Annotated in this window: 26 protein-coding genes and 2 pseudogenes; 11 read left to right on the top strand and 17 right to left on the bottom strand. The window is 52.0% G+C overall.

Annotation, left to right across the window (positions count from 1 at the left end; genetic code table 11):
* The first annotated feature begins 2 nt into the window (after window positions 1–2).
* Together NNN64_RS14090 and NNN64_RS14085 are read left to right on the top strand one after the other, a co-directional pair.
* Window positions 3–722, top strand: a complete 720-nt coding sequence (locus NNN64_RS14090; RefSeq protein ID WP_271441762.1) for an SDR family oxidoreductase — start codon at window positions 3–5, stop codon at window positions 720–722.
* Between the two features lie 280 nt (window positions 723–1002).
* Window positions 1003–1311 (top strand): SDR family oxidoreductase, encoded by a 309-nt coding sequence (locus NNN64_RS14085; RefSeq protein ID WP_271441761.1) that lies wholly within the window; start codon window positions 1003–1005, stop codon window positions 1309–1311.
* Between the two features lie 169 nt (window positions 1312–1480).
* On the opposite strand, the gene NNN64_RS14080 is transcribed toward NNN64_RS14085, so the two are convergent.
* The 6 genes from NNN64_RS14080 to NNN64_RS14055 all read right to left on the bottom strand — a co-directional run bounded on the left by NNN64_RS14080 (window position 1481) and on the right by NNN64_RS14055 (window position 8153).
* Window positions 1481–2443 carry a sugar-binding transcriptional regulator gene (locus NNN64_RS14080; protein ID WP_265640322.1) on the bottom strand — a complete coding sequence of 321 codons (963 nt, stop codon included), beginning with the start codon at window positions 2441–2443 and terminating at the stop codon, window positions 1481–1483.
* Window positions 2444–2567: 124 nt separating this feature from the next.
* Window positions 2568–3425 carry a phosphogluconate dehydrogenase C-terminal domain-containing protein gene (locus NNN64_RS14075; protein WP_267437361.1) on the bottom strand — a complete coding sequence of 286 codons (858 nt, stop codon included), beginning with the start codon at window positions 3423–3425 and terminating at the stop codon, window positions 2568–2570.
* Complete coding sequence (locus NNN64_RS14070; RefSeq protein ID WP_267439456.1) at window positions 3415–4263, bottom strand: sugar phosphate isomerase/epimerase family protein; 849 nt, start codon at window positions 4261–4263, stop codon at window positions 3415–3417. The genes NNN64_RS14075 and NNN64_RS14070 overlap by 11 nt, the downstream gene beginning before the upstream one ends.
* Entirely contained in the window at window positions 4260–5051 is a 792-nt protein-coding gene (locus NNN64_RS14065) for a triose-phosphate isomerase family protein (protein WP_271441760.1), read from the bottom strand. Before NNN64_RS14065 ends, NNN64_RS14070 begins: the two co-directional genes overlap by 4 nt.
* Window positions 5042–6796, bottom strand: a complete 1755-nt coding sequence (locus tag NNN64_RS14060; protein ID WP_267439460.1) for a dihydroxyacetone kinase family protein — start codon at window positions 6794–6796, stop codon at window positions 5042–5044. The genes NNN64_RS14065 and NNN64_RS14060 overlap by 10 nt, the downstream gene beginning before the upstream one ends.
* 1 nt (window position 6797) lies before the next feature.
* Window positions 6798–8153 (bottom strand): MFS transporter, encoded by a 1356-nt coding sequence (locus NNN64_RS14055; RefSeq protein ID WP_271441759.1) that lies wholly within the window; start codon window positions 8151–8153, stop codon window positions 6798–6800.
* A gap of 401 nt (window positions 8154–8554) precedes the next feature.
* Between NNN64_RS14055 and rpiB the strand changes: the two genes are divergently transcribed.
* The 5 genes and pseudogenes from rpiB to NNN64_RS14030 all read left to right on the top strand — a co-directional run.
* The gene (gene rpiB / locus NNN64_RS14050) at window positions 8555–9013 is read left to right on the top strand and encodes a ribose 5-phosphate isomerase B (protein ID WP_267439463.1); all 459 of its coding nucleotides are present in this window, start codon (window positions 8555–8557) and stop codon (window positions 9011–9013) included.
* A gap of 44 nt (window positions 9014–9057) precedes the next feature.
* Window positions 9058–10041, top strand: a complete 984-nt coding sequence (gene tal, locus NNN64_RS14045) for a transaldolase (protein ID WP_271441758.1) — start codon at window positions 9058–9060, stop codon at window positions 10039–10041.
* Window positions 10028–12019: a transketolase gene (gene tkt / locus NNN64_RS14040; RefSeq protein WP_271441757.1), complete on the top strand. Its 1992-nt coding sequence runs from the start codon at window positions 10028–10030 to the stop codon at window positions 12017–12019. The genes tal and tkt overlap by 14 nt, the downstream gene beginning before the upstream one ends.
* 424 nt (window positions 12020–12443) lie before the next feature.
* Entirely contained in the window at window positions 12444–12776 is a 333-nt protein-coding gene (locus NNN64_RS14035) for a hypothetical protein (RefSeq protein ID WP_271441756.1), read from the top strand.
* A gap of 230 nt (window positions 12777–13006) precedes the next feature.
* Window positions 13007–13081, top strand: a pseudogene (locus NNN64_RS14030) (IS1 family transposase); the annotation flags it as partial.
* Here NNN64_RS14030 and NNN64_RS14025 read toward each other — a convergent pair.
* From NNN64_RS14025 to NNN64_RS13975, 11 genes and pseudogenes are all read right to left on the bottom strand, one after another.
* Window positions 13061–13318 (bottom strand): hypothetical protein, encoded by a 258-nt coding sequence (locus NNN64_RS14025; RefSeq protein ID WP_271441755.1) that lies wholly within the window; start codon window positions 13316–13318, stop codon window positions 13061–13063. The pseudogene NNN64_RS14030 and the gene NNN64_RS14025 overlap by 21 nt on opposite strands.
* Window positions 13319–13978: 660 nt before the next feature.
* Window positions 13979–14920, bottom strand: coding sequence for a lysozyme inhibitor LprI family protein (locus NNN64_RS14020; RefSeq protein ID WP_071692583.1), 942 nt, complete (start codon window positions 14918–14920; stop codon window positions 13979–13981).
* 451 nt (window positions 14921–15371) lie between these two features.
* Window positions 15372–16016: a hypothetical protein gene (locus NNN64_RS14015; RefSeq protein WP_271441754.1), complete on the bottom strand. Its 645-nt coding sequence runs from the start codon at window positions 16014–16016 to the stop codon at window positions 15372–15374.
* Between the two features lies 1 nt (window position 16017).
* Window positions 16018–17264, bottom strand: a pseudogene (locus NNN64_RS14010) (integrase domain-containing protein).
* Window positions 17265–17754: 490 nt separating this feature from the next.
* Window positions 17755–20088 carry a primase-helicase zinc-binding domain-containing protein gene (locus NNN64_RS14005; protein WP_271441753.1) on the bottom strand — a complete coding sequence of 778 codons (2334 nt, stop codon included), beginning with the start codon at window positions 20086–20088 and terminating at the stop codon, window positions 17755–17757.
* Window positions 20089–20102: 14 nt separating this feature from the next.
* Window positions 20103–20423 (bottom strand): DUF5375 domain-containing protein, encoded by a 321-nt coding sequence (locus NNN64_RS14000; RefSeq protein WP_016151192.1) that lies wholly within the window; start codon window positions 20421–20423, stop codon window positions 20103–20105.
* Window positions 20420–20680, bottom strand: coding sequence for a hypothetical protein (locus NNN64_RS13995; RefSeq protein ID WP_370867245.1), 261 nt, complete (start codon window positions 20678–20680; stop codon window positions 20420–20422). Before NNN64_RS13995 ends, NNN64_RS14000 begins: the two co-directional genes overlap by 4 nt.
* A 71-nt stretch (window positions 20681–20751) precedes the next feature.
* A complete protein-coding gene (locus NNN64_RS13990; protein WP_087052143.1) occupies window positions 20752–21201 on the bottom strand; it encodes a hypothetical protein in 450 nt (149 codons plus the stop codon).
* Complete coding sequence (locus tag NNN64_RS13985) at window positions 21194–21493, bottom strand: Derepression protein (protein WP_087052142.1); 300 nt, start codon at window positions 21491–21493, stop codon at window positions 21194–21196. Before NNN64_RS13985 ends, NNN64_RS13990 begins: the two co-directional genes overlap by 8 nt.
* A complete protein-coding gene (locus tag NNN64_RS13980; RefSeq protein ID WP_087052141.1) occupies window positions 21486–22040 on the bottom strand; it encodes a host cell division inhibitor Icd-like protein in 555 nt (184 codons plus the stop codon). Before NNN64_RS13980 ends, NNN64_RS13985 begins: the two co-directional genes overlap by 8 nt.
* Window positions 22037–22303, bottom strand: a complete 267-nt coding sequence (locus tag NNN64_RS13975; RefSeq protein ID WP_071692543.1) for a helix-turn-helix transcriptional regulator — start codon at window positions 22301–22303, stop codon at window positions 22037–22039. The genes NNN64_RS13980 and NNN64_RS13975 overlap by 4 nt, the downstream gene beginning before the upstream one ends.
* Window positions 22304–22854: 551 nt before the next feature.
* Here NNN64_RS13975 and NNN64_RS13970 point away from each other — a divergent pair.
* The 4 genes from NNN64_RS13970 to NNN64_RS13955 all read left to right on the top strand — a co-directional run.
* The gene (locus NNN64_RS13970; RefSeq protein ID WP_087052140.1) at window positions 22855–23658 is read left to right on the top strand and encodes a capsid protein; all 804 of its coding nucleotides are present in this window, start codon (window positions 22855–22857) and stop codon (window positions 23656–23658) included.
* Complete coding sequence (locus tag NNN64_RS13965; protein WP_000984214.1) at window positions 23655–23897, top strand: ogr/Delta-like zinc finger family protein; 243 nt, start codon at window positions 23655–23657, stop codon at window positions 23895–23897. Before NNN64_RS13970 ends, NNN64_RS13965 begins: the two co-directional genes overlap by 4 nt.
* Window positions 23898–23913: 16 nt before the next feature.
* Window positions 23914–24489 (top strand): phage polarity suppression protein, encoded by a 576-nt coding sequence (locus tag NNN64_RS13960; protein WP_000090076.1) that lies wholly within the window; start codon window positions 23914–23916, stop codon window positions 24487–24489.
* 259 nt (window positions 24490–24748) lie between these two features.
* Window positions 24749–26399 (top strand): metallophosphoesterase family protein (locus tag NNN64_RS13955; RefSeq protein WP_271441752.1); only part of this gene is annotated, 1651 nt, incomplete at its 3' end.

Below are 26399 nucleotides of genomic sequence, written 5' to 3'. Positions count from 1 at the left end.
TTATGACGCAGCGTACACTGATTATTGGTGGAGCAACCGGTATCGGATTTGCAGTGGCGCAACTGCTGGCCGGGCGGGGCGGGCACGTTATTCTTGCTGGCCGGGACGACAATAAACTCTCGGATGCGTGTCAGCGTTTGCAGGTAACTGGTGCCAGTGCGGAAACTGTCGTGTTGAACATCGCGGATGAAAAACAGGTGGCGATACTGGGCAAGACGCTGGAACCAGTGGACCATATTATCGTGACGGCAGGGTCGCAGGCACCAGGTGGCGTGTTGACTGCACTGGATTTATCTGCAGCAAGACAGGCCTTTAATACCAAGTTCTGGGGTAGCCTGGCCGTAGCGCATCATCTGAGTGGAAAAATCAAACCGGGCGGTACGCTGACCCTGACCACAGGTTTCCTTTCGCGGCGTACCGTACCCGGTACGATAGTGAAAACCACCATTAATGCCGCGCTTGAATCCGCGGTGAAAATGCTGGCGAAAGAACTCTCTCCGTTGCGGGTTAATGCCGTCAGCCCTGGTCTCACGAATACCGAAGCCTATGCGGGTATGACGCTTAAGGACCGTCAGAAAATGCTGACCAGAGCCGCTGAGAATTTGCCGGCTAAAGCGTATGGTCGCGCAGAAGATCAGGCAAAAGGGTATTTGTTTGTGATTGATAATCCGTATGTTACTGGCAGCGTGGTGGATATTGACGGAGGTGCGCTTATCAACTGATAACGCCTCTGCCAGCCGATGCTATACCGGGACCTGCTTAAAGGCCCCTTAATCGATACGGCTGACCACACCGACTGTCCGGTGAGGTCTTTCGCTGGTAAAGATTTATCTGTACCCATATGCCTCTCTTTGCATCCCTTCCTTGATTTTTGCAACGAAACGCGCATATCTCAGTAATAATTTAGCGATTTATCGCATGGCACTCGCTAGCATATCCTGTGATACATGATTTTGATTCTAAGGTTACAAGATGACTCGGTGCATAATCTTGTCATTTTTTATGTTAACGCATAGCGTGTGGTTGGTGTGGTCGAACCCTCTCCTGAGGCGAAGTGTTGGCTTTATTGATACCGTCGGTAATCAGGCCTGGTTTGACGCTCATGAGGGCTCGCGTATTGTGTGTGAGAAAATGGTGAAGAAGCATCCGGTTGGTCGCTCCGGTCGACCGGAAGAGGTAGGGGCGCTGTGTCTGTTTTTGAGCAGTGATAAAGCGGGTTTTATTGCTGATACCACCATTTTGATGGACGGTGAAATATTAAATGAGCTGGTGGAAAACACTGAGGTGAGTGAGTCAACTCGAGTGAGTTGATATTATTATTTTTAGGCATATGCTGCATATGATCGAGTAAAGAATTGAAGCATGACGGGATAATATAATTTCCATGATTATGTGCAAAGGGTGATTAACATTTAATCGTAATCTAAAGATATATAAATTATATCTTTAGATTATTGAGTAATGCGATTAGTGGAACTTATTACTGAGACAAACTGAGGATGGTGCGTATATTTCTCGCGCTGGTCGCTATGATATCAATTGCCCCTGTCCGTAATGCTCCCATGATTGACATTGCTTTGGTGTTTTCTGAAGCGATAGCAATCACACATGGAATTTGTCGCAACTCTTCGATACTCAATCCAATGACGCGATCATCCATCACGGTATTGACATGTTTACCCTGGGCATTAAAGAAGTCATAACCCGCGATATCGCCCGTCACCCCTTGATGGAGACTAGCATCGTTGATTTCCTGTGGCGTGAACCAACCGAGTTTTACCATATAGCTGTTCTCGTTCATATCGCCAATACCCACCAGGGCGATATCCGCTTTGCGAGCACGATCAAGCGTCTCCTTGATAGTGCCATTGCGCATGAGTGCCACTTTAAGTTCAGGATTCTCAACATAGGCTGGGGCATAGAGAGATTCACTGCTGCCGCCAAACTTCTTCGCCAGCAAACGGCTAATATGGTCGGCGTTGATAACGTCTCCAGGCCGATGCGTCCCGCCAATGCCGCAAATGAAACGGCAATCTTTTGCCTGGATAGGGCTGGTATATTCAGCAACAGCTGCCACATTACGCCCCTGACCGACCGTGACCACCATATTGTCGCGCAGATTATTCGCCAGATAATTGGAGACCAGAGCAGCCACCTGACGGCGCTGTTCATCTTCGTCATTATGATCAAGGGCAATTAATGCGCGGGTGATAGGAAAGCGTTCCTGCATCTGCTTTTCAAGCTGGGTACTGAACACCGGATGATAGCGGACGTTAATCTCAACAATGCCTTCTTCTTTAGCACGCTTCAGCAATCGTCCGATTTTAATACGTGAAAAGCCAAATCGATTGGCAATCTCTTCTTGTGTCACCTCATCGCAGTAGTACGCAATGGCTATCTCGGTGAGTAGTTCAAAATCCTGAGTCTGGCTGGATTTATCCATGCGAGGTGGGTTCTCCATAAGAAGGGAAAGAATGTTGACACTGCCATTTGGCGTAAATTGTACCAGAACTACTGCAGTAGATAAAAAGATCTACTCCGCCATCAGGGGATGGCGGAGTGTTGCATCAGCGTTTGATTCTGTCGATTTTCAACATTCTCGCGATAACTTTATCCAGTTCCTGCTCTTCAAAAATCACTTTCCAGTCTGGTTTGACGATTTTTTCACGGCCATATTCCATTGCGATCATACAAGCGTCAGAGAACGGGTTGGTTGCGCGGAAGGCGACGGCAAGGGCAATCTGAATGTGCCCGTATAGCATTGCTTTTGCGGCTTCTTCCGGAACACCACTGTGCTTCACCGTCTCATCCAGGGCTTCTTTCATAAAAGCACCGACCATACAGGCCACGGTTTCTACAAGCGTTGGTTCCAGGTAAGCAAGCTGTTTTACCGTGACCCAATGCACCTGCTCAACCGGACCATACATACAGCTGATAACTTTCCCTAATGCGGCTTTTTGTGCATCGCTGCCAGTCTCGTAGGAAGCGGCAACATGCTGTACTGCCGCAATGCCGCCAAAGGCATCTTCATGTTCTTCTTTGGTGTAACGCTGCAGAAATACTGAAGGGTGGCATGGATGCGCAACGGCGTACTCAATGTCCTCGCGTTGGGCGATGAGATTAGCGTAAGCGGCGGCTGGATCCAGGGTCAGCAAAATTGCCCCGGGTTTCATCTGTGGAACTACGGATTCAGAGACTTTCCCTAAAGCAATATCGGGCACAGCCAGAATCACCACATCGCTGAGCGGAACAACGGACTGCGCATCGGAAAGCTCTCGTCCTTTAGCCGTTATCTGTTGCTGCGCAGTTGGTGAGTTTTCACAATAGAAAACGTGGTATGCGCTTTTCTGGAAATTGGCCGAAATACGCATGCCCATTTTTCCGCCGGCACCAATGACGGTAATCGTTTTTAATTCAGCAGACATGATCAGACTCCTTGGATTTTGTTGAAGAAACATTCATTAAGGTTTGTTTATCAAGCAGATACTTCATGTTATGTTCGGTCCAGGCAGCTTCGAGACGACACGTGCTTTCACTATCGCCCTGCCAGGGTAGCCAGTGCTCAATGATCTGGTTAATGTCGCGAGCCTGCGGCTGAACATGCTGATAAATATCGTCATAGCGCAGTAGCCCTTCACCCAGCGGACAACCAGCCAGCGTAAAGCCTACCCACCCGTCGCGGCGGGAGAAGGCGAAATCTTTCACGTGCCAGTTCAGTACGTAAGGTGCAGTTTTCGCCACCACATCCATGGGTAATTCCAGGCTGGCGACACAGTTGGCCGGATCAAGACAAATGCCCACCTGCGCTGCGTTAATCGCTTTCACCAGCGTAATGTTGTCGTCGGTAGGCACCTGTTCATACGTTTCAAAGCAGATCGCCACGCCCAGCTCCATAAACGCCGGCAGCACCGCCTCCACGCTGCGCTGTGCTTCGCTTAGCGTCGGACGATGATCAGGACTGTTGATCATGGTGCGCAGCAGCGAGCAATTCAGCTCGCCAGCAATCGCCAGATAACGTTGCAGATGCTCCGTCTTTACGCCTTTAGTGCCCAACTCCAGCGTGATACCTGCGCGCGCGGCATGTTCCCCCAGACGTACCCGCTCCCGGGAGGACCACTCGGTGATTTGCGGATAATCGCAGATCTGAAATACCGTCGCGCCAAGTCGTTTGCTGTCATCTATGGCGTCGAACAAGCTCATGGGTTTGACCGCTTTTTCTGATAATTGCCAGAAATACGCGTAGGTGCTGAGTCCAGTTTTCATGCGTTTTCCTTCGTCTCGGCGTGAGTTAACAGGGAGTAAGCTTCATCAAGGATTGCCTGTATCGCCGCCGGCTGATGGGCGAAGCGTCCGAGGAACAAACCATCGACATTCGGCCATAGCGCGCTAAGCAAACCGGGTCCGGCGCTGCCGCCGTAAATCACGCGGTGATTGCCCGCGACAGACGACAAATGAGCCCGTAGCCCAGCACACACAGACCGGATATATTCGGCAGAAGCGGGTTGCGGCGCACCAATGGCCCACTGCGGCTCCCAGGCAAAAATCAAATCCCCGGTGAGGGCATGCTGTTGCAGAAAATGAATAATGACGCTCGCCTCCTGAATGGCGAACGCAGTGGCACCGGCAATGGGCAGTTGTTGAGGCTCGCCAATACAAATAACCGGCGTTAACCCATTCTCCAGCGCCAACTGGACTTTGCGGCAAATAACCACATTGTCCTCATGAAAATGACGACGACGCTCAGCATGGCCGATTTCAACAAACTTTCCGCCCATTTCGGCAACCATCGCCGCGCTGTTTTCTCCGGTCCATGCGCCCGGTGCCGTGGGTGCGATATTCTGCACCCCTACCTGCATCGCCGTACCGTCAAAAGCACGCAGCGTTGCATCAATCGCGGGAGTGGAGGGAAAGGTAAACAAGGTGGTTTGCGCATAAGCCTTCAGCAACGGATGTTGCCGAACGATGTCTGCTACCTGTCGGCTCCAGTCAAGGGTTTGCTCATAGCCGAAATACATCTTCAGGCTCACGCCGAGCGTCAGCTTCACTGACATACCGCCCCCTCTTTCTCGCTATCCGGGATGGCCGTAAAGCAGCGACTTACCGCCGTGACGATCATCGCCAGTGAAACCGCACCCGCATCAGGCGTCCCCAGGCTACGTTCGGCAAGCGGACGCGCACGACCTATTTTCGGCAGCAACTGGGCGGTATTTTGCGCACACTGTTCGGCATGGCAGGCGGCGTGACTCCACGCCTGCGACAGCGGTAACCCTTTTTCCACTTCCGCGCTTAACACATCGCTGAACGGCAGTAACACATCCACCAGCGTTTTGTCGCCAGGCTTTGCTTTACCAAAATGCATCACGCCATGCGCAGCATCATGCACGGCGCGGGCGACGGCAGCGGCCTGTGGATGCTGTTGATTGCCAATACCGGTGCCAATGGTATTTAAGATAACGCCCCAGATAGCCCCCGAGGTGCCGCCCGCTTTATCGGCCCACGCGTCGGCAGCCTGCTGCAGAACGGTGCCTGCACCGGCTCCCAGCGCCAGATAATGATGCGCACTGTCCCGTGCCGCACGCACACCGCGCACCATACCGATACCGTGATCGCCATCTCCGGCCACCGCATCGATACGTCCTAACTCTTCCTCATTTTCAATGACCACATCGGCAAGCGCATCCATCATCGCCACCACGCGAACGGCGGCAGCGCGCGAGACCTCAGATGCTGCAGGTACCACTTCCTGCTGGAGTTCATCCCCGTCGCGGGTCCGTAACGGCTGAGCAACGATCACCGAACCACGCTTAAAGGCCGGGCTGTAAGCGGGGGCAAGCCATAGCGTCTCCAGTTCTTCGGTAAACCACGCAAGCGTCAACGAAAGGCCCGCCATATCGAAACTGGTTACGAATTCACCGACCTGGATATCGGCAAGGATAATGCCTTGCTCGCTCAGACGCTGTTGTACGCTGTGCCAGAGCACAAACAACTCTTCATATTTGACCGAGCCAAGGCCGTTTAAGATGGCCCCCACGCGCGCGCCGTTGACGCTGACGCCTGGCGGAATATCGTTGAGCAGATGTTCAACCAGCATGTCGGCCAGTTCATCTGCCCCCGGAACCGCTATTTCGCGGATCCCCGGCTCGCCGTGGATCCCCATACCAAAGCCCATCCGCCCTTCCGGAACGGTAAACAGGGGATGCTCCGCCCCCGGCAATGTACAGCCGGAAAAGGCCACACCGATGGTGCGGGTGCGGTCATTGGCTTGTCTGGCGACGGCCAGCACCGCTTCCAGCGAGGCCCCCCGTTCCGCCGCGGCAGCCGCCGCTTTAAACACCACTAAATCTCCAGCCACACCGCGGCGTTTTTCCATTTCATTTTTTGTTGCGCTGGTAATGTCATCAGTAACGGCGATCAGCTCGCAGGGAATGCCTTCAGCCATCAGACGTTCCCGTGCAAGACCAAAATGCAGGACATCTCCGGCGTAGTTGCCAAACGCTAACAACACGCCGGCACCGTTGTGGGCGGCTTTTGCTACCGCGCAAATCTGCTGTGCTGAGGGCGAGGCGAATAAATTCCCCATCGCCGCGCCGTGGGCCAGTCCCTGCCCCACCAGCCCGGCAAACGCCGGGTAGTGTCCCGATCCACCGCCGATAACAATTGCCACCGTTCCTGGCTGACTTTGGGTATTGCGAATAACCCCACCCGGCACCTGGCGTACGACTTCAGCATTGGCGCTGACGAAACCAGCGACCATTTCTTTGGCAAACTCGGAGGGATTATTAAATAGCCATGTCATATTAGTGCTCTCCTGCTCGTTTCATCTTCACATCGGCAGCATTGGACGTGTGGGGAATACGGCTTAATACCAGCATCAGGATTGCCGACAACAGCATAAACCCGCCCACCACCATCATTGGTGCCAGATAACTGTGCGTCACATCATGCAGCGCACCGGTAATGTAGCCCGCCGAAAAACCAGCCACATTACCGAGGGTATTGATGAGCGCCACGGCGGCGGCGGCGGACGCGCCAGACAGAAACTGAGTCGGCAAGGTCCAGAAGTTTGGCAGTGCGGCAAAAATGGCGCTGGCGGTTAGCGAGATCACCACCATGGTGGCAAACGGTGTGTCCATATACAGCGCGGTAGGGACGGAAATTGCGCCGACCAGGGCTGGCAAAGCGATATGCCACGTTTTGCAACCACGCCGCGACACATCCCGGGACCAGAAATACATGACAATCGCTGCCACCAGGTACGGCGCGCCGGTGATCAGACCTTTCTCCATTACGCCGAAGGTCACGTTAAACTGGCTCTGGAAACCGCTGATGATGGTGGGAAGGAAGAACGCCAGCGCGTACAGACCGTAGACAAAACCAAAGTAGATCAGGCACAGCACCCAGACGCGCGCGTTGGACATGACCGAACGCAGGCTATGGTTAGCAGCACTGGATTTCTGTGCGTCTTCACGCGCCAGTTCGCTATTCAGCCATGCCTTTTCTTGTCGGGTCAGCCATTTGGCATCGTCAGGCTTATCAATCAGATAGAACCACGCGATGATACCCACAACGATGGCCGGAATGGATACGCCAAGGAACATAACGCGCCAGCCTTCCAGACCAAACAGACCGTGCTGATTGATAAACCAGGCTGCCAGCGGTGCGCCAAATACGACGGTCAGCGGCTGCGCCAGATAGAACAGCGCCAGAATTTTGCTGCGATGACGAGCCGGAACCCAGGCGCTCAGGAAGAATATGGCCCCTGGGAAGAAGCCCGCTTCCGCCACACCCAGCAGCAGGCGCAGGATATAAAGCCCTTCAACATTACTCACCCAAGTGAATAACAGAGAAACGATCCCCCAGGAAACCATGATACGCGCCAGCCAGCGACGCGCGCCGTATCGGTGCAATGCCAGATTGCTGGGGACTTCCAGAAGAATATAGCCAATAAAGAAAATCCCTGAGGCCAGCCCGAATTGCGCAACCTGGAGGCCAAGGTCCTGCATCATGCCGTTAGGACCAGCGAAAGAGATCGCGGTTCTGTCGAGGAAGTTAATAAAGAACATCAAAGCCACAAAGGGGACGAGACGCATGGAGATCTTACGAATCGCTGATTTTTCTACGTCAACCGCTACGTTTTGATGAGTGCTGGTCACAGTATCTCTCCTTCCGGGCAACCTGGTTACCGGTGGGATCAGAGGGTAAATGTTCTTGCCGTATTACTAGCAATGATGAATAAGCGTAATTCCATTCCTGGTTGTGTAATCCATTTACATTCACGCTACATGACAAATGAACATTAGCAGTTCATAAGATTCGTGCATATGAGCATCAAATGAAATTGTGATCGCCCTCAAAATGTCTTTTTTAAGCGATGCGAGGGGTTGCATAGTCATTATTGGGGGTGGTAGCAATCTTTTTGACTGTTCATATGAAAACATATTGAACTTATGTTTATTAAAAGCTACTTTTTACTCAACCAGAATTTGTTCATATGATAGATCTTCGTTCACATGAACATTTCAAATCCCCTGTTCCACAATGTGAGGAAACCGTTATGTTAACAATCGCGATTGGTGCTGATGATGCGGCAACTGACCTGAAAAACCAGGTGAAATCCCACTTACAGTCGAAAGGCATAGAAGTTGTCGACTTCAGCCATGATGTCGATGACAACCCGCTGATTTATCCGGATATCGCTTTTAATCTGGCCAGCGCCATTGGCGACGGTACCTACCCACGCGGCATTCTGTTGTGCGGTACGGGGATCGGTATGGCGATTGTGGCTAACAAAGTCCCCGGCGTACGCGCCGCGCAATGCCATGATACCTATTCCGCCGAGCGCGCACGCAAAAGCAACGACGCTCAGGTAATGACTTTAGGCGCACGCGTTATCGGTCCGGAACTGGCAAAAAACATCGTTGATGTCTGGCTGGCATCTGAGTTCGAGGGGGGGCGCTCCGCACCGAAAGTCGACAGAATCAGCCACTACGAGAAATTGGGTAAGTCTGCATAACACCATTAGCCGCTCAACCTCTGTTCTTTGAAAGGATCAAGATTATGAGTCAGTTAGATGAACTTAAACGCCTTACCACCGTCGTGGCTGACAGCGGTGACATTGAAGCAGTGCGTCGTTTTAAACCTCAGGATGCCACCACTAATCCGTCGCTCATTCTCAAAGCCGCGGCAATCCCGCACTATCAGCACCTGATCGATGATGCCGTTGAATTCGCCATTAAACAGGGCGGGTCCGAGGCCACACAGATACTCAACGCCAGCGATAAACTGGCAGTGAATATCGGGCTGGAGTTATTGCGTCATGTACCTGGTCGCGTCTCTACCGAAGTCGACGCCCGCCTCTCCTTTGACCGTGGCCTATGTGTCGCCAAAGCACGCAAACTTATTCGCCTGTATCAGCAACAGGGCATTGATAAATCTCGCATTCTTATCAAACTCGCCGCGACCTGGCAGGGTATTCGCGCCGCGGAAGAACTGGAAAAAGAAGGCATTAACTGCAACCTGACGCTGCTGTTCTCTTTCGCCCAGGCCCGCGCCTGCGCTGAAGCCGGGGTGTACCTGATCTCACCGTTTGTGGGGCGGATTTACGACTGGTATCAACAGCATCAGCCGCAAACAACATACCAGGCAGACCGCGATCCGGGCGTAGTATCGGTACGAGACATCTACCACTATTACAAAGCACACGGTTATCCGACGGTCATCATGGGGGCCAGCTTCCGCAAAACAGAGCAGGTACTGGCGTTAGCCGGGTGCGATCGCCTGACGATTTCCCCTGCTCTGCTGAGCGAACTGGATGCGCACGAAGGTGAAGTTGAAAGAAAACTGCGTACCCCTGTTGCGATGGAACACCGTCCATCGCCGATAAGCGAAGCTGAATTTTACTGGCAGCACCATCAGGATGCGATGGCGGTGGATAAGCTGGCTGAAGGCATTCGTCTGTTCGCCCAGGATCAGGAGAAACTTGAAGCGCTGCTTGCCGCCCGGCTGGCAACGCAAAAGGGGACCGCCGATGCCAGCGCGTAAAACTCTTGCCAATGCTATTCGTGCGCTGAGCATGGACGCAGTACAGAAAGCCAAATCCGGTCATCCGGGTGCCCCGATGGGTATGGCTGACATTGCCGAAGTCCTGTGGCGTGATTTCCTGAACCATAACCCGACTAACCCGGCCTGGGCTGACCGTGACCGCTTTGTGCTGTCCAACGGTCACGGCTCCATGCTGATTTACAGCCTGCTGCACCTCACCGGCTACGACCTGCCGATGTCTGAGCTGCAGAACTTCCGTCAGCTGCACTCCAGAACCCCGGGTCACCCGGAAGTCGGTTACACCGCCGGTGTGGAGACCACCACCGGCCCGCTGGGTCAGGGTATTGCCAACGCTGTCGGTATGGCTATCGCTGAAAAAACGCTGGCGGCGCAGTTCAACCGTCCGGGCCACGACATCGTTGACCACTTTACTTACGCGTTCATGGGCGATGGCTGCATGATGGAAGGCATTTCTCACGAAGTGTGCTCCCTGGCCGGTACCCTGAAGCTGGGCAAACTGGTGGCGTTCTACGATGACAACGGCATCTCCATCGACGGTCACGTTGAAGGCTGGTTCACCGATGACACCGCCAAACGCTTTGAAGCCTACGGCTGGCACGTGGTGCGTGGCGTTGATGGCCACGATGCTGACGCGATTAAGCGCGCCGTTGAAGAAGCCCGCGCGGTGACCGACAAGCCGTCCCTGCTGATGTGCAAAACCATCATCGGTTTCGGCTCTCCGAACAAAGCCGGCACCCATGACTCTCACGGTGCACCGCTGGGTGATGCAGAAATCGCGCTGACCCGTGAACAGCTGGGCTGGAACTACGCGCCGTTCGAGATCCCGTCTGAAATCTACGCGCAGTGGGATGCGAAAGAAGCCGGCCAGGCAAAAGAAGCGGCCTGGAACGAGAAGTTCGCTGCTTATGCCAAAGCCTTCCCGCAGGAAGCCGCTGAATTCACCCGTCGTATGAAAGGCGAAATGCCGTCTGACTTCGACGCAAAAGCGAACGAGTTCATTGCTAAACTGCAGGCGAACCCGTCCAAAATAGCCAGCCGTAAAGCATCCCAGAACGCCATCGAAGCGTTTGGTCCGCTGTTGCCGGAATTCCTCGGCGGCTCCGCGGACCTCGCGCCATCGAACCTGACTATCTGGTCTGGCTCGAAAGCCATTAATGAAGACGCTGCCGGTAACTACATCCATTACGGTGTGCGTGAATTCGGTATGACCGCTATCGCGAACGGTATCTCCCTGCACGGTGGTTTCCTGCCGTACACCTCCACCTTCCTGATGTTCGTCGAATATGCCCGTAACGCGGTGCGTATGGCGGCGCTGATGAAACAGCGTCAGGTGATGGTCTACACCCACGACTCCATCGGTCTGGGCGAAGACGGCCCGACTCACCAGCCGGTAGAGCAGGTGGCTTCCCTGCGTGTGACGCCGAACATGAGCACATGGCGTCCGTGTGACCAGGTTGAATCTGCCGTTGCGTGGAAATACGGCGTTGAACGTCAGGACGGCCCGACCGCGCTGATCCTCTCCCGCCAGAACCTGGCCCAGCAGGAGCGTACTGCAGAGCAGCTGGCGAACATCGCTCGCGGCGGCTACGTGTTGAAAGATTGCGCTGGTCAGCCAGAACTGATCTTCATCGCGACCGGTTCTGAAGTTGAGCTGGCGGTTGCAGCGTGGGACAAACTGACTGCTGAAGGCGTGAAGGCGCGCGTGGTTTCCATGCCGTCTACCGACGCGTTCGACAAGCAGGATGCCGCATACCGTGAATCCGTACTGCCGAAAGCGGTCTCCGCTCGCGTTGCAGTGGAAGCGGGTATCGCTGACTACTGGTTCAAATACGTGGGCCTGAACGGCGCAATCGTCGGGATGACTACCTTTGGTGAATCTGCTCCGGCAGAGCTGCTGTTTGAAGAGTTCGGCTTCACCGTCGACAACGTTGTCGCGAAAGCAAAAGAACTGCTGTAATTGTTTTTTCTCTGAAATGAAAGGGTCGCTTTGGCGGCCCTTTTTATATCGACACGTGGTTGGCTGCACTTTATGCCTGCACGTTGTGCGATATGGCACCGCACTCGGAAAAAAGAGTAGCAAACCTGGTATACTTAGGAAAGAGTATGGATAAATCTTTCCGACTAATGCTTATAATAACTTGCACAATTAGCTGTGCGAATAGCTGAAAGTGGCGAATATATCACCCTATAGACTTTGTCGTGCTTTTAGTAGTATTCATGTTTTATAACCTCTGAACTTCATCAAAGGGATAACAATAGCAGTGAAAAATAGAAATATAGTTTGGTAGAACGACGATACAGCATCAAAAATAGAGTGGCCCATTTCGAGAGTTATACTCGGGAAGCTGAAAAAGATTTAAAAACATATTGAGGGTGAGGGGATGTACACTAAGTATCTTTCTTTGGTTGCAGCGCTGATAGCAGTGGCTAACGGAATTATTATTGCGGGTAACGATCTAGTGTTTGGTACGAGATCTGGTTTGCCTGTAGTAAGCGCGGTTATTGCAGTTATATTTGTAGCGCTGGGTTTTTTTGTTTGGCGGTTGGGGCAGCTTTTCTGGCAGTTGGAGCGTGAGATAAATACATCAAGTAGCACTTACAGAGCGCTCTCCCGGTTAATGGTGATAGCTTTTACGATTGTCGGTTTGGTGATGCTGTGTGCTCTTTACGGCTTATATAGTAGAATTTTGCAAGATGCAGCTATTTTTGGATGATGACATTAAAAACAGGGCGATTGGGTATAAAGCAGAACGGTAGACTGGTCGTATCATGCCGATGTGGTGCTTATCTGTGAACTTGATGAACAGTGGCGTTTTGTCGGCAACAAGGCGCTGTAGCACTGGTTCTGATAGTTGTATAGCACGAAAACAGGTGATGATCTGGTTTACCTATTAGTTCGCGAATCGCTGACATTATTTTATCGACAGAGTCCGATACCAAGATGATAGCCAGTGACAACTGGGGATGTTACGCCCGAGAAGTGCCGAAGGGTAAATATCTAGCGGCTAAAATTTTCAATTAGCGCATTGAGTGTAATAGCCTGACACTGAGAACCAGAATCAAACAACTGCACAGCTTTCTGTTCCATCGACTGAGCCTGGTCAGGAGTCACATCAGTTCTTAATCCCATATCCATTGTGTAGGCCATACACCGCATTACAGCATTCATCTCGTTCATATCTGCCTGAGAAACACCTTCAGCATTGACGCATGTAACCGTGAACAATCCCAGGATAAGTACCAGCACTTTCTTCATTATCTACCCACCTACAAAAAAACCGCCATAGTTGAAGGGGTAGATTATTACATTATTAGTAAGCGCACAGCGAGAGCCGTATTGACGGGGATGAGTCATTCAGTTGGCGGGGTTACGCTTCAGGGTAACAGTTCGCTGACCTGATTGACTGGCCAGTCAGCTAGGGGTCAGTTTGGATATCGAAAATTATCGTACGTAAAGGTTGATTTTTGTACTACTAGGCTGCGATAAGGGAGATAGACCACGTTGATAGGATGCTTTGAGCGAAGTGCAGACATTTTACTCATGGCAGTGGAGCGTTCCCGATTAATTAGACAGCACTTTCCAGTAACAAATTTAATTTGTATTTTTCGATCCCGGACAAGCAATACTTGTTGCAATTGATGATCGATGAATTCTTTTTTGAGTGCCTGCAACGATTAACATCATTGGTAATCACGGAAAGTAAGATGTCTTAATACTTGCATATCTTTAACAGAAAATTCATGTAGTTGATGACTATGATGGTCATCGCCTTTAATGAAATATCTACGTCCCAAAATCCCGTTCTAACCGCGAGTAAAATATCCGGCGTGGGGCATCAGGGAACAACGGCTGAAATTATCCCGCATTACGCTGGCGCCAGCTTAGCCCTGGCCACCAGCTTGAAGGGAGTTTCCGCTATTGATTTCTGAAGAACGCGGTCCTTGAAAGGGTCATTTGCGTCTGGCAGTCGACCATTTTCTTGACTTCAGCATCTGTTCCCTGCATTGAAACTTTACCGCACATAGCGTCCTTAGTTTTGATCCACTGGCGCTGAGAAGGCAGCAACTCTTTTTTCTTCTCTGGTGTTAATGTGCTCCAAGCGGTATTCAAATCAGAGTCAGCATTCGCAAAAGCCATTCGGGACTGATCAAGGTTGTCAGCTTTTTGTTGCTGAGGCTGCTGGTAGGATTGTTGTTGAATGGTTTGCTGAACCTGCTGCTCCGCCTCATATTTAGCCTGTTGCTGCGCCCTGAGTTGTGCCTGTTGTTCCGCTTCAATTTGACTTTGCTGGGCATCCTTAGCCTGCTGGATTTTCTGCTGCTCAACGATCGGGTTGATGATGGAAAGCGATGTCAGTGCAGCGGCACCCACTGATATTGGGTTATCAGAAGAAGCTTTCACAAAAACGTTTTTCTGATCGTCGGTTGCCTGTGCGGTGTAGGAGATGCGTTTTGAAAAGGCGTTTGCGTTGTTATCCAAAGACAGGCTTTCCATTTGCTTGTCGAGATTACGGTTAAAGTTCTTTCTGTAAGCATCAGAAAGCTGTGCGTACTCGTTCGCAGGTAGGGTCATCGTCACGGTCCCTTCACAAGTTTTCATTGTGCTGCCCGTGTCACTTGAAGTTGTGGAGATTTCAGAGATGGTCAGTTTAATCTTGTCCAAAGCGCTTCGTTTGGTCTGATTAGTGACGTCAGGGTATTTGTCGACCTGTTCAGAGAGACCTTCATAAGCAGATTTTTTTATTAAATCCATGAGAGCTGACTGGGTCATTTCAGAGGAACAACCGATCACGTCTTTTTTGTTATCACAGCCTGTAATGGCAACGGCGAGTAAGAGTGCTGAGTATTTTAATCTCATGAGTTCCCTTTAGAGTAAGGATTGGCTTTTAAGAGGCGGTCTGTAATCAGTCTGGAGGGCTATAGCAAACAGCGCTGAACACTGAACGCATCACAAGCAAGAACCAAGGTGGTATCGGCAAAGACTGTGGAATCTTTAATTCAACTGATGAGAACGGTATGCACAAGGTTCAGTATCGATTATCCCGATGCAGGAAACCTGCAAGGCAGGTTTTGCTGCTGAACTTAAAAAAAGCTAGGTAAAGTCGGTACTGGCGTACCATTTATGACCTTTCACCTCCGCGGTGCACGAAAAAAATTCCGCAGAAATTCGTTCTTGGCTCATGTGTTCTGCTCCCTTCAAATTAATGCAGACCAAACTTAGCAACTTCCGCTCCTGGCACGAAGCCGACTATACGCCTGAAGTATCATAGCTTAATTGGTTCGCTACACTCGCCACTGGGAGCGACTACCTACGTTCTCTTCCCCCGTCCCATCTTCAGTACCTCATAAAAGGTCCCTCGCCCAAGCCCGTCTGACAACAATTCTCGCTCCTGAGCCAGCGTTTTCAGCTTTCGAAGTATCCGATCCGAAGCCGGCTTATCAGACGTCCCGTAACGCCCATCAGTCTCCTCAACCAGAAGCTGAACCAGTAGCCAGCAGAGTCGGGCTGTATTCTCCCGCGCTTTGTCACGCTTATGCATCCCACGCTGGGAAGGTTGTGCTGAAGCAGTGAGATCCGGTAGCGCATCGTCGCCGAGTGTCTTCAGCCACTTGCGGCCACGGCTGTTGCGTGACAGTTTCATCACCGCCTTAAGGCTGCGGGCCTTAATTTCTGGCGGCGTGAGTTCGTCATCAATAAGCCGCCAGGCCAGGGCAAACATTTCATCGGCATAGAACATGCGTTTATTCGCCGGGGCGCTGATCATGCCCGTTGCTTTGATGGTGCGGCTGATGGCGTCGTGCAGGATACGGTAATTTTCCTGATGTTCTTCCGGCAGGGCGTTTGCAGGTTGGGAAGCATCGAGGCCGAGAAGCAGAAGGGCGATATGCCGCGCTTCCAGCAGCGGCATATCACATTCCCGTTCAAACAGATTCTGACTAATGGGGCTGGTCACATTATTCTCCTTTCACGATCTGCAGCGGTTCTTCTGCACCGAGCAGCGCCTGTCGTCTGGCAGCATCAACGTAGTTTCCCCACCACTGCATCAGCGGTCGCCTTTGTTCCAGGTAATCGCTGCGGTTATAGGCCGCTTCGATCTCGTCTTCTTTCTGGTGTGCCAGCGCAGATTCCAGAACTTCACGGGGGAAATGACCTGCGCCTGCGGTCCTGGCGATGCTGCGCATGCCGTGGGCGACCAGTTCACCGCCAAACCCCATACGGATAAGCGCGGCGTTCGCGGTCTGTTGGTGCATATGCTCCAGTGGTTTGCGAATGCTGGGGAAAACCCACGGACGATGGCGGCTGACTGGCTCCATGATCTGAAGAACGCGCAGTGCCTGTTTGCTGAGCGGCACCGTATGCGAACGGTTCATCTTCATAAAGGTGTCAGGGATACGCCATTCTGCTTTTTTCATATCGATGTCACACCAGCGGGCGCTAACGGCTTCGCCGGGGCGAACCCAGGTCAGTAGCTCCCATTCGATAAGGCAGCGGGTTTCCTTGCGGATAGAGGCGTTCTGTAGCGCCAGCATCAGCCTACCCAACTCGCTGGGGTGGAGTGCGGGCATGTTCTGCTTTTTCGGTTTCTTGAAGCGGCGACCAGGTTGTCAGCCGGATTGAACTCGATGAGCTCTTCGGAGATGGCAAAGCGGAAGATTTCATTGAGCCGCGAGATAACCCGCCGCAGCGTTTCGAGGATGCCCTGTTCTTCCAGCGGTGTGAGGTGTTCCTTGAGTATTTTCGGGCGGATCTCGGTGACGGGCGTATGGCCCAGAGAAGGAAAGACGTGCATCTCCAGCGAACGCCAGATATCTTTGACGTGATCTTCGCTGAGTCCACAGGTCCGTTTTTTCTCTTCCAGCCACTGTCCGGCTACCTTTTCCAGCGTGCATTCATTCTGGATGCGTTTTTCTTCGGCTATTTCAGCTAAGTGTTGACGAGGAGCGATGCCCTGCCAGAGCAGCCGTCTGTACTGCGTGCGAGTTTCGCGGGCCATCGCCAGTGTAACGACCGGGTAAGGGCCAAGGCTGGTTTTGGTGCGCTTTTTGGTGACGGGATGATAATACTCGAAATGCCAGGCCTTCCTCCCTGAAGTCTTAACCAGCAAGTACAGGCCTTCACCGTCCCGTAGTTCATAATCTGTGCTACGGGGCTTCGCGCCAGCGATCTCCACATTTGTTAATGGTTTCAGTTGCTTAGGCATGTTTTAGCACCACGCTTTTTTAGCCCCACGATACCGTGGTGCTAAATATGGTGCCAAAAGGTCAAGATTCATACAGAGATCATGACCACACATGCAACAAAAAGCCTGCAACTCGTTGAAGTTACAGGCTTTTTTAAGGTTCATGATGCATCATGAATGAATGTTTGGTGGGCTGGCGGAGTCTGAATAATATTTTCAACATCATGTTTTTATTGTTTATTTTTCAATTCAACTTTCATTGGTATACCTAAGCGTATACCAATGGCGATTTGTTGCAATGTTTCCTGTGGTTAAGCGAACTTGTTTTTGAATAGATCACATCAAGAAAAAAACTTTTTTTACGGAAAACTGTTCACACTGTTCACTCGCCATTATTTATCTTTAATTTCAATGCGATATCCAGTGAACAGTCCGTGAACAGTGAACACTTTACTGTTCACTTTCCGGGATTTCAGATAAAAAAAGACCGGCTGATGCCGGTCCGGGTAGGTTATGTCGCGGTGGTTTCGTCGCACCGGGGCAGCCAGTCGGCGTTGCTTTCTTCCCTGAGCGCAAGATTCGTCTGCATACCCTGATTTGTTCGCCGCCTGGCGTAATTCAGCCCGTACTCTTTCAGCATCGATGACAGCCCTTTGCCGAACATGGTCAGGCTGAGTGTGTTCTTGTAGCCGTGTGCCTCCATGTAGACCAGATAGGCGTGATACAGGTACAGGCGCGGCTGTCGCGGGATGATATTCGCATTCCCCATGTACATACCGTCAGGCTCGGGCAGTGCCTCCAGATAGCCACAAAAATCGAACGTCGGGTCAGCGTCGCGCTTGATGCTGAGTGCCTCGTCGGAGTTCTGCTGCGACTGGAGCAGTGTGCGCGCGGTCATCGGGTCGCTGAACGTCTGCATGAGCTGGCGCACGATGACGGCCAGCTCCCGGGCGATTTTATCTTTCAGCTTCGGGTCACGCTCTTCCGGGGCAATCTGTTCCGGGAAGTGCATTATCACCCGGCGACGGGACACCCCGCCGCTGCGGTCGGTGAAGCGCATCGGGTTATTGTTCACGGCCAGTATCACCGCCGGAATATGGGTGGAGTATGCATCGCGGTATTTCGGGTCGACGGAGACCGCATCCCCGCCGGTGATAGCCTTGAGTCCTGCCCCGTCACCGCTCCATTTTTCCTGGTCAGGCAGGCGTATCAGCGAGAAGCCAATCAGCGCCGCGCGTTCGCGGGGCGACTCCAGCGTTTCGATAGTCGCCGACGTGGCGTTATCTTCCCCGGCGAGCATGGTCGCAATTTCGGCCAGAATACTTTTCCCGCTGCCGCCGGGACCGGTCACTTCGAGAAAGAGCTGCCAGTCGTAACGGTTCGCCAGCACCATAAACAGCGCGGCGAGTATCACGTCACGTTTATCGGCACGCGAACCGGCAGCGCGGTCGAGCCAGCGCCAGAAATTCGGCGCGTGCGTCTCCAGCGTTTCCCCCTCCACCGGCGGGGTGAAATCCACGTCGCACAGGGTGCGCAGCCAGTGCGATTTTCTGTGCGGGCTGAATATACCGCTTTTGGTATCAAGCACGCCGTTGCGAAAGCCAATCAGCCGCCGTGACGGGGCGTCCTGCTGCGGAATAATCAGTTTCAGGGTGTCGACCACCGAGGCAATTTTCCCCGACGAAAACGGGGCGCGCAGGCGCTGGAACAGCCCGGCCACGTCGCGCGCAAAGTCCGACGGCGGGATGATTTTCCAGATTCCCGCCTCATAGCGGGACAGGAGCTGCCCGTTTGCATCCACCGCCAGCGCTTCGCCGTAATGCTCATGCACCCGCATGGCTTTCTCACTGGTGCTCATGGCGGTAAATTCCGCCTCGCTCATGGTAGAGAAAGGGCTGTCAGCCGGTGGCCGGATGGCGTCATACATGGCTTTACGCGTGGCCTCCCCGCCGTGCTGTGTATACGCATCATTCCAGTCCCCGAACACCGGCGGCAGGGCGAGCACGCCCTCGCAGGACTCTGCGGCCGCAGACGCTTTGGTCTGGCCGTCGCCGTTAAGGTCGCGGTCGGCGGCCAGCACAATCCGGCAGGCCGGGTATCTGTGACGGGCAAGGCTCGCCAGAGAAAGGAGGTTCACCGACGACAGCGCCACCATGACGGTTTCCCCGGTCAGGTGATGCACGGTGAGCGCGGTCGCATAGCCCTCCGCTATCCACAGCCGTTTTCCCGCCTCTTTTTTCCCGTCGAGAATATGACATGCCCCTTTTACCTGCCCCCCTTTCAGGGTGCGCTTGAGGCCGTCTGCGTTAATGAGCTGGACGTTAACCAGTGCGCCGCTATCGTCATACAGCGGGACAACCACATCCCCGGCGCGGTACGTCACACCGCCGGTTTTATGCAGGGTGGTGAGCGTCAGACATTCCCGACCGGGGAAGCCCTTGCGGGTAAGGTAGGCATTGCCGGTGGCCGGTCGGGCTTTCTCCATCAGTCTGGCGGCCAGCGCGGCCGCCGCTTTGCGGTCGGCCTCAGTTTCAGCGTCTGCGGCCGCAGTCACCGCCGGGGAGACCGGCGGCAGGTTGCCGGTCACGGCGTTCACCTTCCCGGCCGCCTCTGACGGGGTCACGCCGAACACTTTCTCAACCAGTTTCAGACCGTCTCCCGCGCCGCACTGGTTACAGAACCACGTCCCGCGCCCCTCTTTATCGTCAAAGCGAAAGCGGTCGGAGCCGCCACACACCGGACAGGCCTGATGGCGGTTTTTGATGACCGTTACCCCCAGCGCCGGGAGAATGCGCGGCCAGTGACCGCACGCCTGTTTTACGGTGTCCGTTACGTTCATTTTCATTGTGGTTGTCTCCCTCAGTGCAGTGCCGGTGCGGTGATATGACGGGCGCAGAGTTCATCCATCACGGCCAGCCCGAGAAAGGACAGCGACGGGGCGGCTTTCAGTGGTCCGGCTTCCATTAAATCTTCGAGCAGGGCACAGGCAATCTGACGGCCTTTTTCCTCGCCATGCTGGCGCAGATAGAAGCCCTCCAGCTCGGCCGCAATGGCGCTTTCCAGCGTACTGAGCGTGAGCTGCGGGTAGCGGTGCTGACGTTCGCACAGGGTCAGCCAGGCACAGGCGACCGCACGGCGGTAAAGTGCAGCGCGCAGAACGGGAGATAATGCGGTTTTCATACGTTGCCCTCCCCGGTCAGCCAGCGCTGATTACAGCGGTCGACCACACCGTCGAGCCGGGCAGTCATGAAGTAAATCACCGAGGTGAGCTGTAGCTGCTGCGCCGGATTGTGGCGCAAAGAGGTGCAGTCCTGCACCTGCATCAGGTCGCCGACGAGCTGGCCGACGTTGCGCATATGTTCGAGGCATTCAAGGTCTGCCCGGCTGATGGTGGGCTGGTTTATATTCTGCGGCCGTTCCGTACTGTTAACAGGCATTATTTCGTCTCCTGAGGACGTGCGTATCCCTGCGCAGATACGCACATTTAATATTCGTTATCGTTTTTTAATTACAGATAATGGCGGTAGCTGTTATCCGGTTTTATTTCCGTTTCCGGCCTGAAATTATTCCGCCATTTATGCGCCACCGGCGCCGGGCGTTTAACCGGGGGAATATCGTCAGGATATTTATCGATATTCCGCGCCCGGTATTGCTGTAATGCCGGGTCAGCCGCTATTTCGCGTAATACGGCATGGCGGTTTTCAGGGTTGCGCTTAAATACATCGGGATGCTCACAGGTAAAGTCCCGCAAAAAACGACCGAGCGGAATTTCTGCCATACGGCCACCGGCAATTATACGAATGAGGATGGTGTAGGTGCGCCGGTACGGATTCCAGACCAGCCCCGGACAGCGGTACGGCATATCCCACGGAATACCGTCGGCCAGCACGCCCGACACCACCACATCAGGAAATCCTGTACAGCGATATATTTCACCCGGCTGAGGGAAATCAAACATGGTGCTCACCTCCGTTTCCCGACGTCGTGGCGAGAAAGTCACGGCACAGGCCTTTGGCTTTCAGCTCTTCCAGGACGTAGCTGACGTCCTCATGGATATAACTAAAAATCTGCGGCAGGTATAGCTGGTGTAAACCGTTCAGCTCACGGCGCAGCAAATCTCCACCGATGAACTGCGAGACGGCGCTGGCGCGATTGAGTTTATGGTACGCCTCTATGCTGAGGTGTTCCTTCATGGGGTTAAGGTCATCACGACGCGCTGAGACGGTCTGAGGGGTGTTTTTATTACGCATGTGACACCTCCACAACCGGCAGGCGGGCGGCAAGGGAAAGCACGTATTCGCGGACAAGGGTGCGGCGGGCGGCCAGCTCGTCACCGGCCACGGTGCGGAGCATACAGATACGGGGTTTACGGTCTGCGCGACGGACGGCGGCAAACACAAAGACAAACTGCGGGTGTGACGGGGTGAGGGTCGTAGCCATAAGGGCAACCTCCAATAAGTAGCGGTTATTGCCACCACCGGAGTTCCTACACTCATGGGTGGTAGCCCGGACGGGGGTAGGAATACCGGCCTTATTGGAAACCGGCCAGCCCGAAGGCTGCCCCGCCCGGACCACCATTATCTGATACAGGCCAGTGTGAAACCACCACAGCCCGAAAAATGGGTGTACCTGAGCAACGACGTAAAAAAACACGCATGGCGCGTGTTGAGTCGCCAATAAGTAACACGGGTTCCTACGCCCGGCTGTCGATTTTGCGACAGCGACAAAACTGTACCAGGAAACACACAACGGATGCAAGCCAGAAAAAGGGGCTTTGTGAAATCGGCTCTGATTCATGCGTCGTATTTCCGGTTGCGGTGCGCGACACGTTCTGCCATCCACGCCGTGATTTCAGACTGTAGCCAGGCGACATTTTTACCCCCGAGGGAAACCTGTGCCGGGAAAGCATTGCGGGCGATTAAATCGTAGAGCGTGGAGCGGGACAGGCCGCACTGATGAATGACTTCCGGGAGACGTAAAAAACGTTCCTGAACCGGGGCTGAAACCGGCATCAGGTGCGTGCCAGTGGGAGAAGGTGGTACTGATGAAACCGTGTGCATAACGCTACCTCGTTAATATCCGCAGAGATCCGGACGTGTCCGTCCGGTATCAGGTAGCGCTCTATTTTGTGAATATTTTTTCTCAATGCAACAGGGGGAAATTGTACAAAGCACGGGACAACGGATGCTGTTTTTTTACTCAAGACCATTTAAAGGCACTGGAAGGAGTTATAAGGCACTGGAGATTTCAAAAGTGAAATGCAAATTGATTTAATCACCCTAACAGCATGAATTAATAGGATATACCGCATAAAATTTACATTCGGGATGTTCAGACCAGTGAACAGTAGTGAACAGTTGGTGAACACTTCTTTCTCAACTGTTCACTCTTTAATTTATTGTTTTACTTATATTTTTATACTGAGTGAACAGTAGTGAATAGTTATATGTAAAAAAACAAACAGAGAGAAGGGTTTTCCTGCGACCTTTCTCTGGCCAGCCGGGTTTTGAAGTCCTGTTTGTGCCATGTCTGCTACAACGGTAATGAATCGAGTTGTTGTCTGAGGGACGGCAGAATGGCGTCAGGTTGAAAACACAGAGAGAACCCGACGATGAAACCAGATTTGTTTACCGCGGTAATGAAAACCATCGGCAGCACGCAGGATGAGAACATCCGCACGGCCATTGACAGTGCACTGGACAGCCTTAACGAGAAAGCAAACCAGAACGCAGAGGCCACGATAAATAATGCGCTTGAGGCATTCAGCAAGGCCAAATCCGTGCACACGGAAAATATGCTGAAACTGAATGATATTGATGCCGCCATTACCCGCAGCGGGAAAGAGCGTCAGAACGCCCTGAATGAAAGTGCCGAAGCCGAACAGAACTGGCGTACCCGTTTTCGCGAACTGCGCGGCATGATGACCCCTGAACTGAAAGCCGAACACAGTCAGCGAGTGGCTGGTCGGGAGCTGGCGGAGGAATTCACCGCCCTGATTGATGAGCTCAACGATGATAAAGCCAGTACCATGCTGGCCGCCTGTACATCAGGAGATAAGTACGTCGGCACGCATTTTACGGTGTTCTCTGCCTACTCCCGGAATGAGTGGGCGGCCGTGATGAAAGACATCCCTCCCTCACTGGTGCGCGCATTTGCGTTACGTCTGCGTGAACTCGAAATGAAAGGAGAAGAACACCCTCACAACGTTCTCATTCAGGAACTGGGGGAGAATGTACTGGCGCAAAGCAGGTACTACGCATTCAACATGACGCAGGAGCCGGTAATTTCAAAAATTGGGCTTCACCGTCCGGCACTCACCGGCGTGGATATGAAACTCTATAAAAGCCCTGTTCTCAGAATGGCGCGGGCTAAAGAGCTGGCACAAAAGAAAAAATCGCGGGGGGTTAAGCCATGATGCGCTGTCCGTACTGCAAACAGGCTGCCCATGTCCGTACCAGCCGTTACCTGTCGGATAACGTCAAGCAGAGCTACCTCCAGTGCGTGAATGTCTTTTGCTCCGCAACCTTTCGCACCACCGAGTCTATCGACGAGGTGATACGGCCACCGGCAGAAGAAAAGCCCGAACCGCCGCAGACAGTACCAGAAACACCGCCCCGAATTCTGGACTGCGCCCGCTCATCGCTGCGCCACTGATTCAGGAGAAAAGACAATGGCACGAGCACTACTGGAACAGGCCTTTGAAACCTGTCAGAAGAATAAATCGGACTGGATGAGCAGCAAGTCAGCACTGGCGCGGGCTGAAATGGCGCTGAAAGAGCTGGAGCTTACCTGCACCCGTTATGAACCGGAGGCCGCACAGGCGCTGCGGGATGATATTGACCTGAAAAAATGGGCGGTAAATCAGTCGGCCGGGCAGTACATCCGGTCACATGAGGCCGTGCAGCGTATCAGTATCCGGCGTCAGCTCCACGCCTTTATGCAGGTAAGCGGCGACGCGCTGGCCGCCGCACTGGCACCGGAATTAATGCACCTCAGCGAACAACCTGACATCGTCAGAGAACGGGCTCTCGACCGGGCGGCCGCCAGTGTTCGCGAAGCGCTGTCCGTTCATGTTACCCGCGGAGGAAATATTGATTATGCAGAGGAAGATCGCGACATTCTGACAACCATCGGTTTCCGGCCTGACAGAGCATCGAGAGACGACAACCGGGCAAAATATACGCCTGAACAGAGTCAGATTTTCATGCGCCGACAGGCCGCGCAGACCCGCAAAAAATCCGCATAAAACGCCCCGAAAATACCCGTCTTTTTAATAAAAATAGCCATGCATGCCTACGCTGCATGGCTTTGCATGCAAAACCCTGAATTTTCCACCCCGCGCCGCACCAGCACTGGCGCGGCCTGAGTCCCTTCATGCACCTGCATTAAAAGTGCCCCACGAAGCGGGCAGGCGTGGCGGGGAGAGCATTGCGCGCCAGAGTTCTGAATGATAATTTGACAGCATTGTTATCGTTTAGCTTGTAGTTCTTAATGAAGAGGGTTCTATGAATACCGATACCTTAATTTTAAGGTTCCGTGATTTGGTAACAGAGAGTGGTGGTACAATTGCCGAGCACTTAAAAATCATCAAAGAACATGGTTATGTTTATTGGGGATGGTGGGCTAAACCTGGTGAACAAGTTCCTTCATATTTTATGGATATATCAAAAGAGCTGAGGGAGACAACAAAGAATATATATCTTTTTGACTCTGGAACAGGGAAGTTATACGCGGCGATCTTAAATGAAATGATTTTCAGTGGCGTTGATATAAAGTGTCCGGACACTAATTTTACGCCTAGTTACTATACAAGTCGTTCATGTTCTGCTTGGTTGAAGTTGATAGATATCACCGAAGTAGATGATAAAAAAATATATGAAACTCTTAATTGTTTGTCGTATTCAGAAACGAACTCTCAAATGTTTTTAGATGGTACTAGTTTTTCAGACTTTGAAGGGAAGCAAGTATCAAGCCTAAGGGAGTTACAGTATCAGGAACGAACGCTTTGGTTTGTTAATGATTTTATTAAAGGCAAGCATGATACGCATGAGATTCTATTAAAAAATGCAAATGTTAGTATTCCTCGGGTTTTTCATGAGAAACATATTGTTTCAAAGTCAGGTATATTTCATTGGCTGTCGGATTTGCATTTTGATGATGCCAATAAGTTTCATCAATTTACTGGTTTTAATAAGCGCACCTTGCAAACACTATTAGATGAATATTTCCAAGATGAAATTGAGTCGTTGATTGTATCTGGTGACATTACTTGGAAGGCAACGGAGCAGGAATTTAATATCGCTCTGGAATTTTATAGAAATCTGTGCGCTAACAGTTCTTTAACTTTTGACTCGATCGGTATATGTCCTGGAAATCATGATGTTAGCTTTAGTGAAGGTCTCTCTCATGATACTTTATCTGCGCTTCAAAAGTTGCATGAAAATATGCATCAAAAAAAGGAAGAAATACCACTTGATAATAATGGTGATGGTGGCAAAGATATTGAAATAAAAAAGGAGGATAATGTAAATAAACTAAGTGGTGAAGAATGGGATTTGTTAGTTTCAACAGAGCTTGGAGAAGATTCCAAAAACAACTATCGCCAACATTTTAAAAATATCTATAATATTGAGCCAAATAAATATCTATCAATGGGTAGAAAGTATTTGGTTAAAAACCAACGATCTGTTGAGATATGCTACTTAAACAGTAATCTTTTGCAACAACATCGATTGGCCTTTCAGGGGCAAGGTTTTATAGGTATTGAGCAACTTAAAGATGCAGAAGAAAAAATGGGTTGGAAAGGTGTTCCTAAAATGATGGGAACAGTAAGATTAGTTGTATTGCATCATAACCTATTTGCGGTAAATTATTTTTCCACTCCTACTATGGGGATGCCCGGTGGGATTGTGTATGATGCGGAAGCGGTAGTTCAATGGTGTTTTAAAAATAGAGTAAATGTTATTTTACATGGACATACCCATGAAAGGAGTATGACTAAACTTACCCGTAAATGTGAAGGTGGAGGTGAGTATAGTGTATGGGTGGTTGGGTTAGGTAGCACTGGTGTTGTTAGCTCTCATTTGGTTAACTCTAAATATAATGAAATGGCTACCTTTGATTTCAATCATGAAGAAATAAAACTAAATATATACC

It is taken from the genome of Citrobacter sp. Igbk 14 (genome assembly GCF_028069825.1).
GTDB lineage: Bacteria > Pseudomonadota > Gammaproteobacteria > Enterobacterales > Enterobacteriaceae > Citrobacter.
Note: the sequence above shows the minus strand (reverse complement) of the source record. Positions and strands in the feature narration are given on the sequence as shown.

What these genes read in the sequence shown, in the direction of transcription:
- NNN64_RS14090 (WP_271441762.1), top strand. Translation starts at nt 3, where the DNA reads ATGACGCAGCGTACACTGATTATTGGTGGAGCAACCGGTATCGGATTT.
- NNN64_RS14085 (WP_271441761.1), top strand. Translation starts at nt 1,003, where the DNA reads ATGTTAACGCATAGCGTGTGGTTGGTGTGGTCGAACCCTCTCCTGAGG.
- NNN64_RS14080 (WP_265640322.1), bottom strand. Translation starts at nt 2,443, where the DNA reads ATGGATAAATCCAGCCAGACTCAGGATTTTGAACTACTCACCGAGATA.
- NNN64_RS14075 (WP_267437361.1), bottom strand. Translation starts at nt 3,425, where the DNA reads ATGTCTGCTGAATTAAAAACGATTACCGTCATTGGTGCCGGCGGAAAA.
- NNN64_RS14070 (WP_267439456.1), bottom strand. Translation starts at nt 4,263, where the DNA reads ATGAAAACTGGACTCAGCACCTACGCGTATTTCTGGCAATTATCAGAA.
- NNN64_RS14065 (WP_271441760.1), bottom strand. Translation starts at nt 5,051, where the DNA reads ATGTCAGTGAAGCTGACGCTCGGCGTGAGCCTGAAGATGTATTTCGGC.
- NNN64_RS14060 (WP_267439460.1), bottom strand. Translation starts at nt 6,796, where the DNA reads ATGACATGGCTATTTAATAATCCCTCCGAGTTTGCCAAAGAAATGGTC.
- rpiB (WP_267439463.1), top strand. Translation starts at nt 8,555, where the DNA reads ATGTTAACAATCGCGATTGGTGCTGATGATGCGGCAACTGACCTGAAA.
- tal (WP_271441758.1), top strand. Translation starts at nt 9,058, where the DNA reads ATGAGTCAGTTAGATGAACTTAAACGCCTTACCACCGTCGTGGCTGAC.
- tkt (WP_271441757.1), top strand. Translation starts at nt 10,028, where the DNA reads ATGCCAGCGCGTAAAACTCTTGCCAATGCTATTCGTGCGCTGAGCATG.
- NNN64_RS14035 (WP_271441756.1), top strand. Translation starts at nt 12,444, where the DNA reads ATGTACACTAAGTATCTTTCTTTGGTTGCAGCGCTGATAGCAGTGGCT.
- NNN64_RS14025 (WP_271441755.1), bottom strand. Translation starts at nt 13,318, where the DNA reads ATGAAGAAAGTGCTGGTACTTATCCTGGGATTGTTCACGGTTACATGC.
- NNN64_RS14020 (WP_071692583.1), bottom strand. Translation starts at nt 14,920, where the DNA reads ATGAGATTAAAATACTCAGCACTCTTACTCGCCGTTGCCATTACAGGC.
- NNN64_RS14005 (WP_271441753.1), bottom strand. Translation starts at nt 20,088, where the DNA reads ATGAAAATGAACGTAACGGACACCGTAAAACAGGCGTGCGGTCACTGG.
- NNN64_RS14000 (WP_016151192.1), bottom strand. Translation starts at nt 20,423, where the DNA reads ATGAAAACCGCATTATCTCCCGTTCTGCGCGCTGCACTTTACCGCCGT.
- NNN64_RS13995 (WP_370867245.1), bottom strand. Translation starts at nt 20,680, where the DNA reads ATGCCTGTTAACAGTACGGAACGGCCGCAGAATATAAACCAGCCCACC.
- NNN64_RS13990 (WP_087052143.1), bottom strand. Translation starts at nt 21,201, where the DNA reads ATGTTTGATTTCCCTCAGCCGGGTGAAATATATCGCTGTACAGGATTT.
- NNN64_RS13985 (WP_087052142.1), bottom strand. Translation starts at nt 21,493, where the DNA reads ATGCGTAATAAAAACACCCCTCAGACCGTCTCAGCGCGTCGTGATGAC.
- NNN64_RS13980 (WP_087052141.1), bottom strand. Translation starts at nt 22,040, where the DNA reads ATGAATCAGAGCCGATTTCACAAAGCCCCTTTTTCTGGCTTGCATCCG.
- NNN64_RS13975 (WP_071692543.1), bottom strand. Translation starts at nt 22,303, where the DNA reads ATGCACACGGTTTCATCAGTACCACCTTCTCCCACTGGCACGCACCTG.
- NNN64_RS13970 (WP_087052140.1), top strand. Translation starts at nt 22,855, where the DNA reads ATGAAACCAGATTTGTTTACCGCGGTAATGAAAACCATCGGCAGCACG.
- NNN64_RS13965 (WP_000984214.1), top strand. Translation starts at nt 23,655, where the DNA reads ATGATGCGCTGTCCGTACTGCAAACAGGCTGCCCATGTCCGTACCAGC.
- NNN64_RS13960 (WP_000090076.1), top strand. Translation starts at nt 23,914, where the DNA reads ATGGCACGAGCACTACTGGAACAGGCCTTTGAAACCTGTCAGAAGAAT.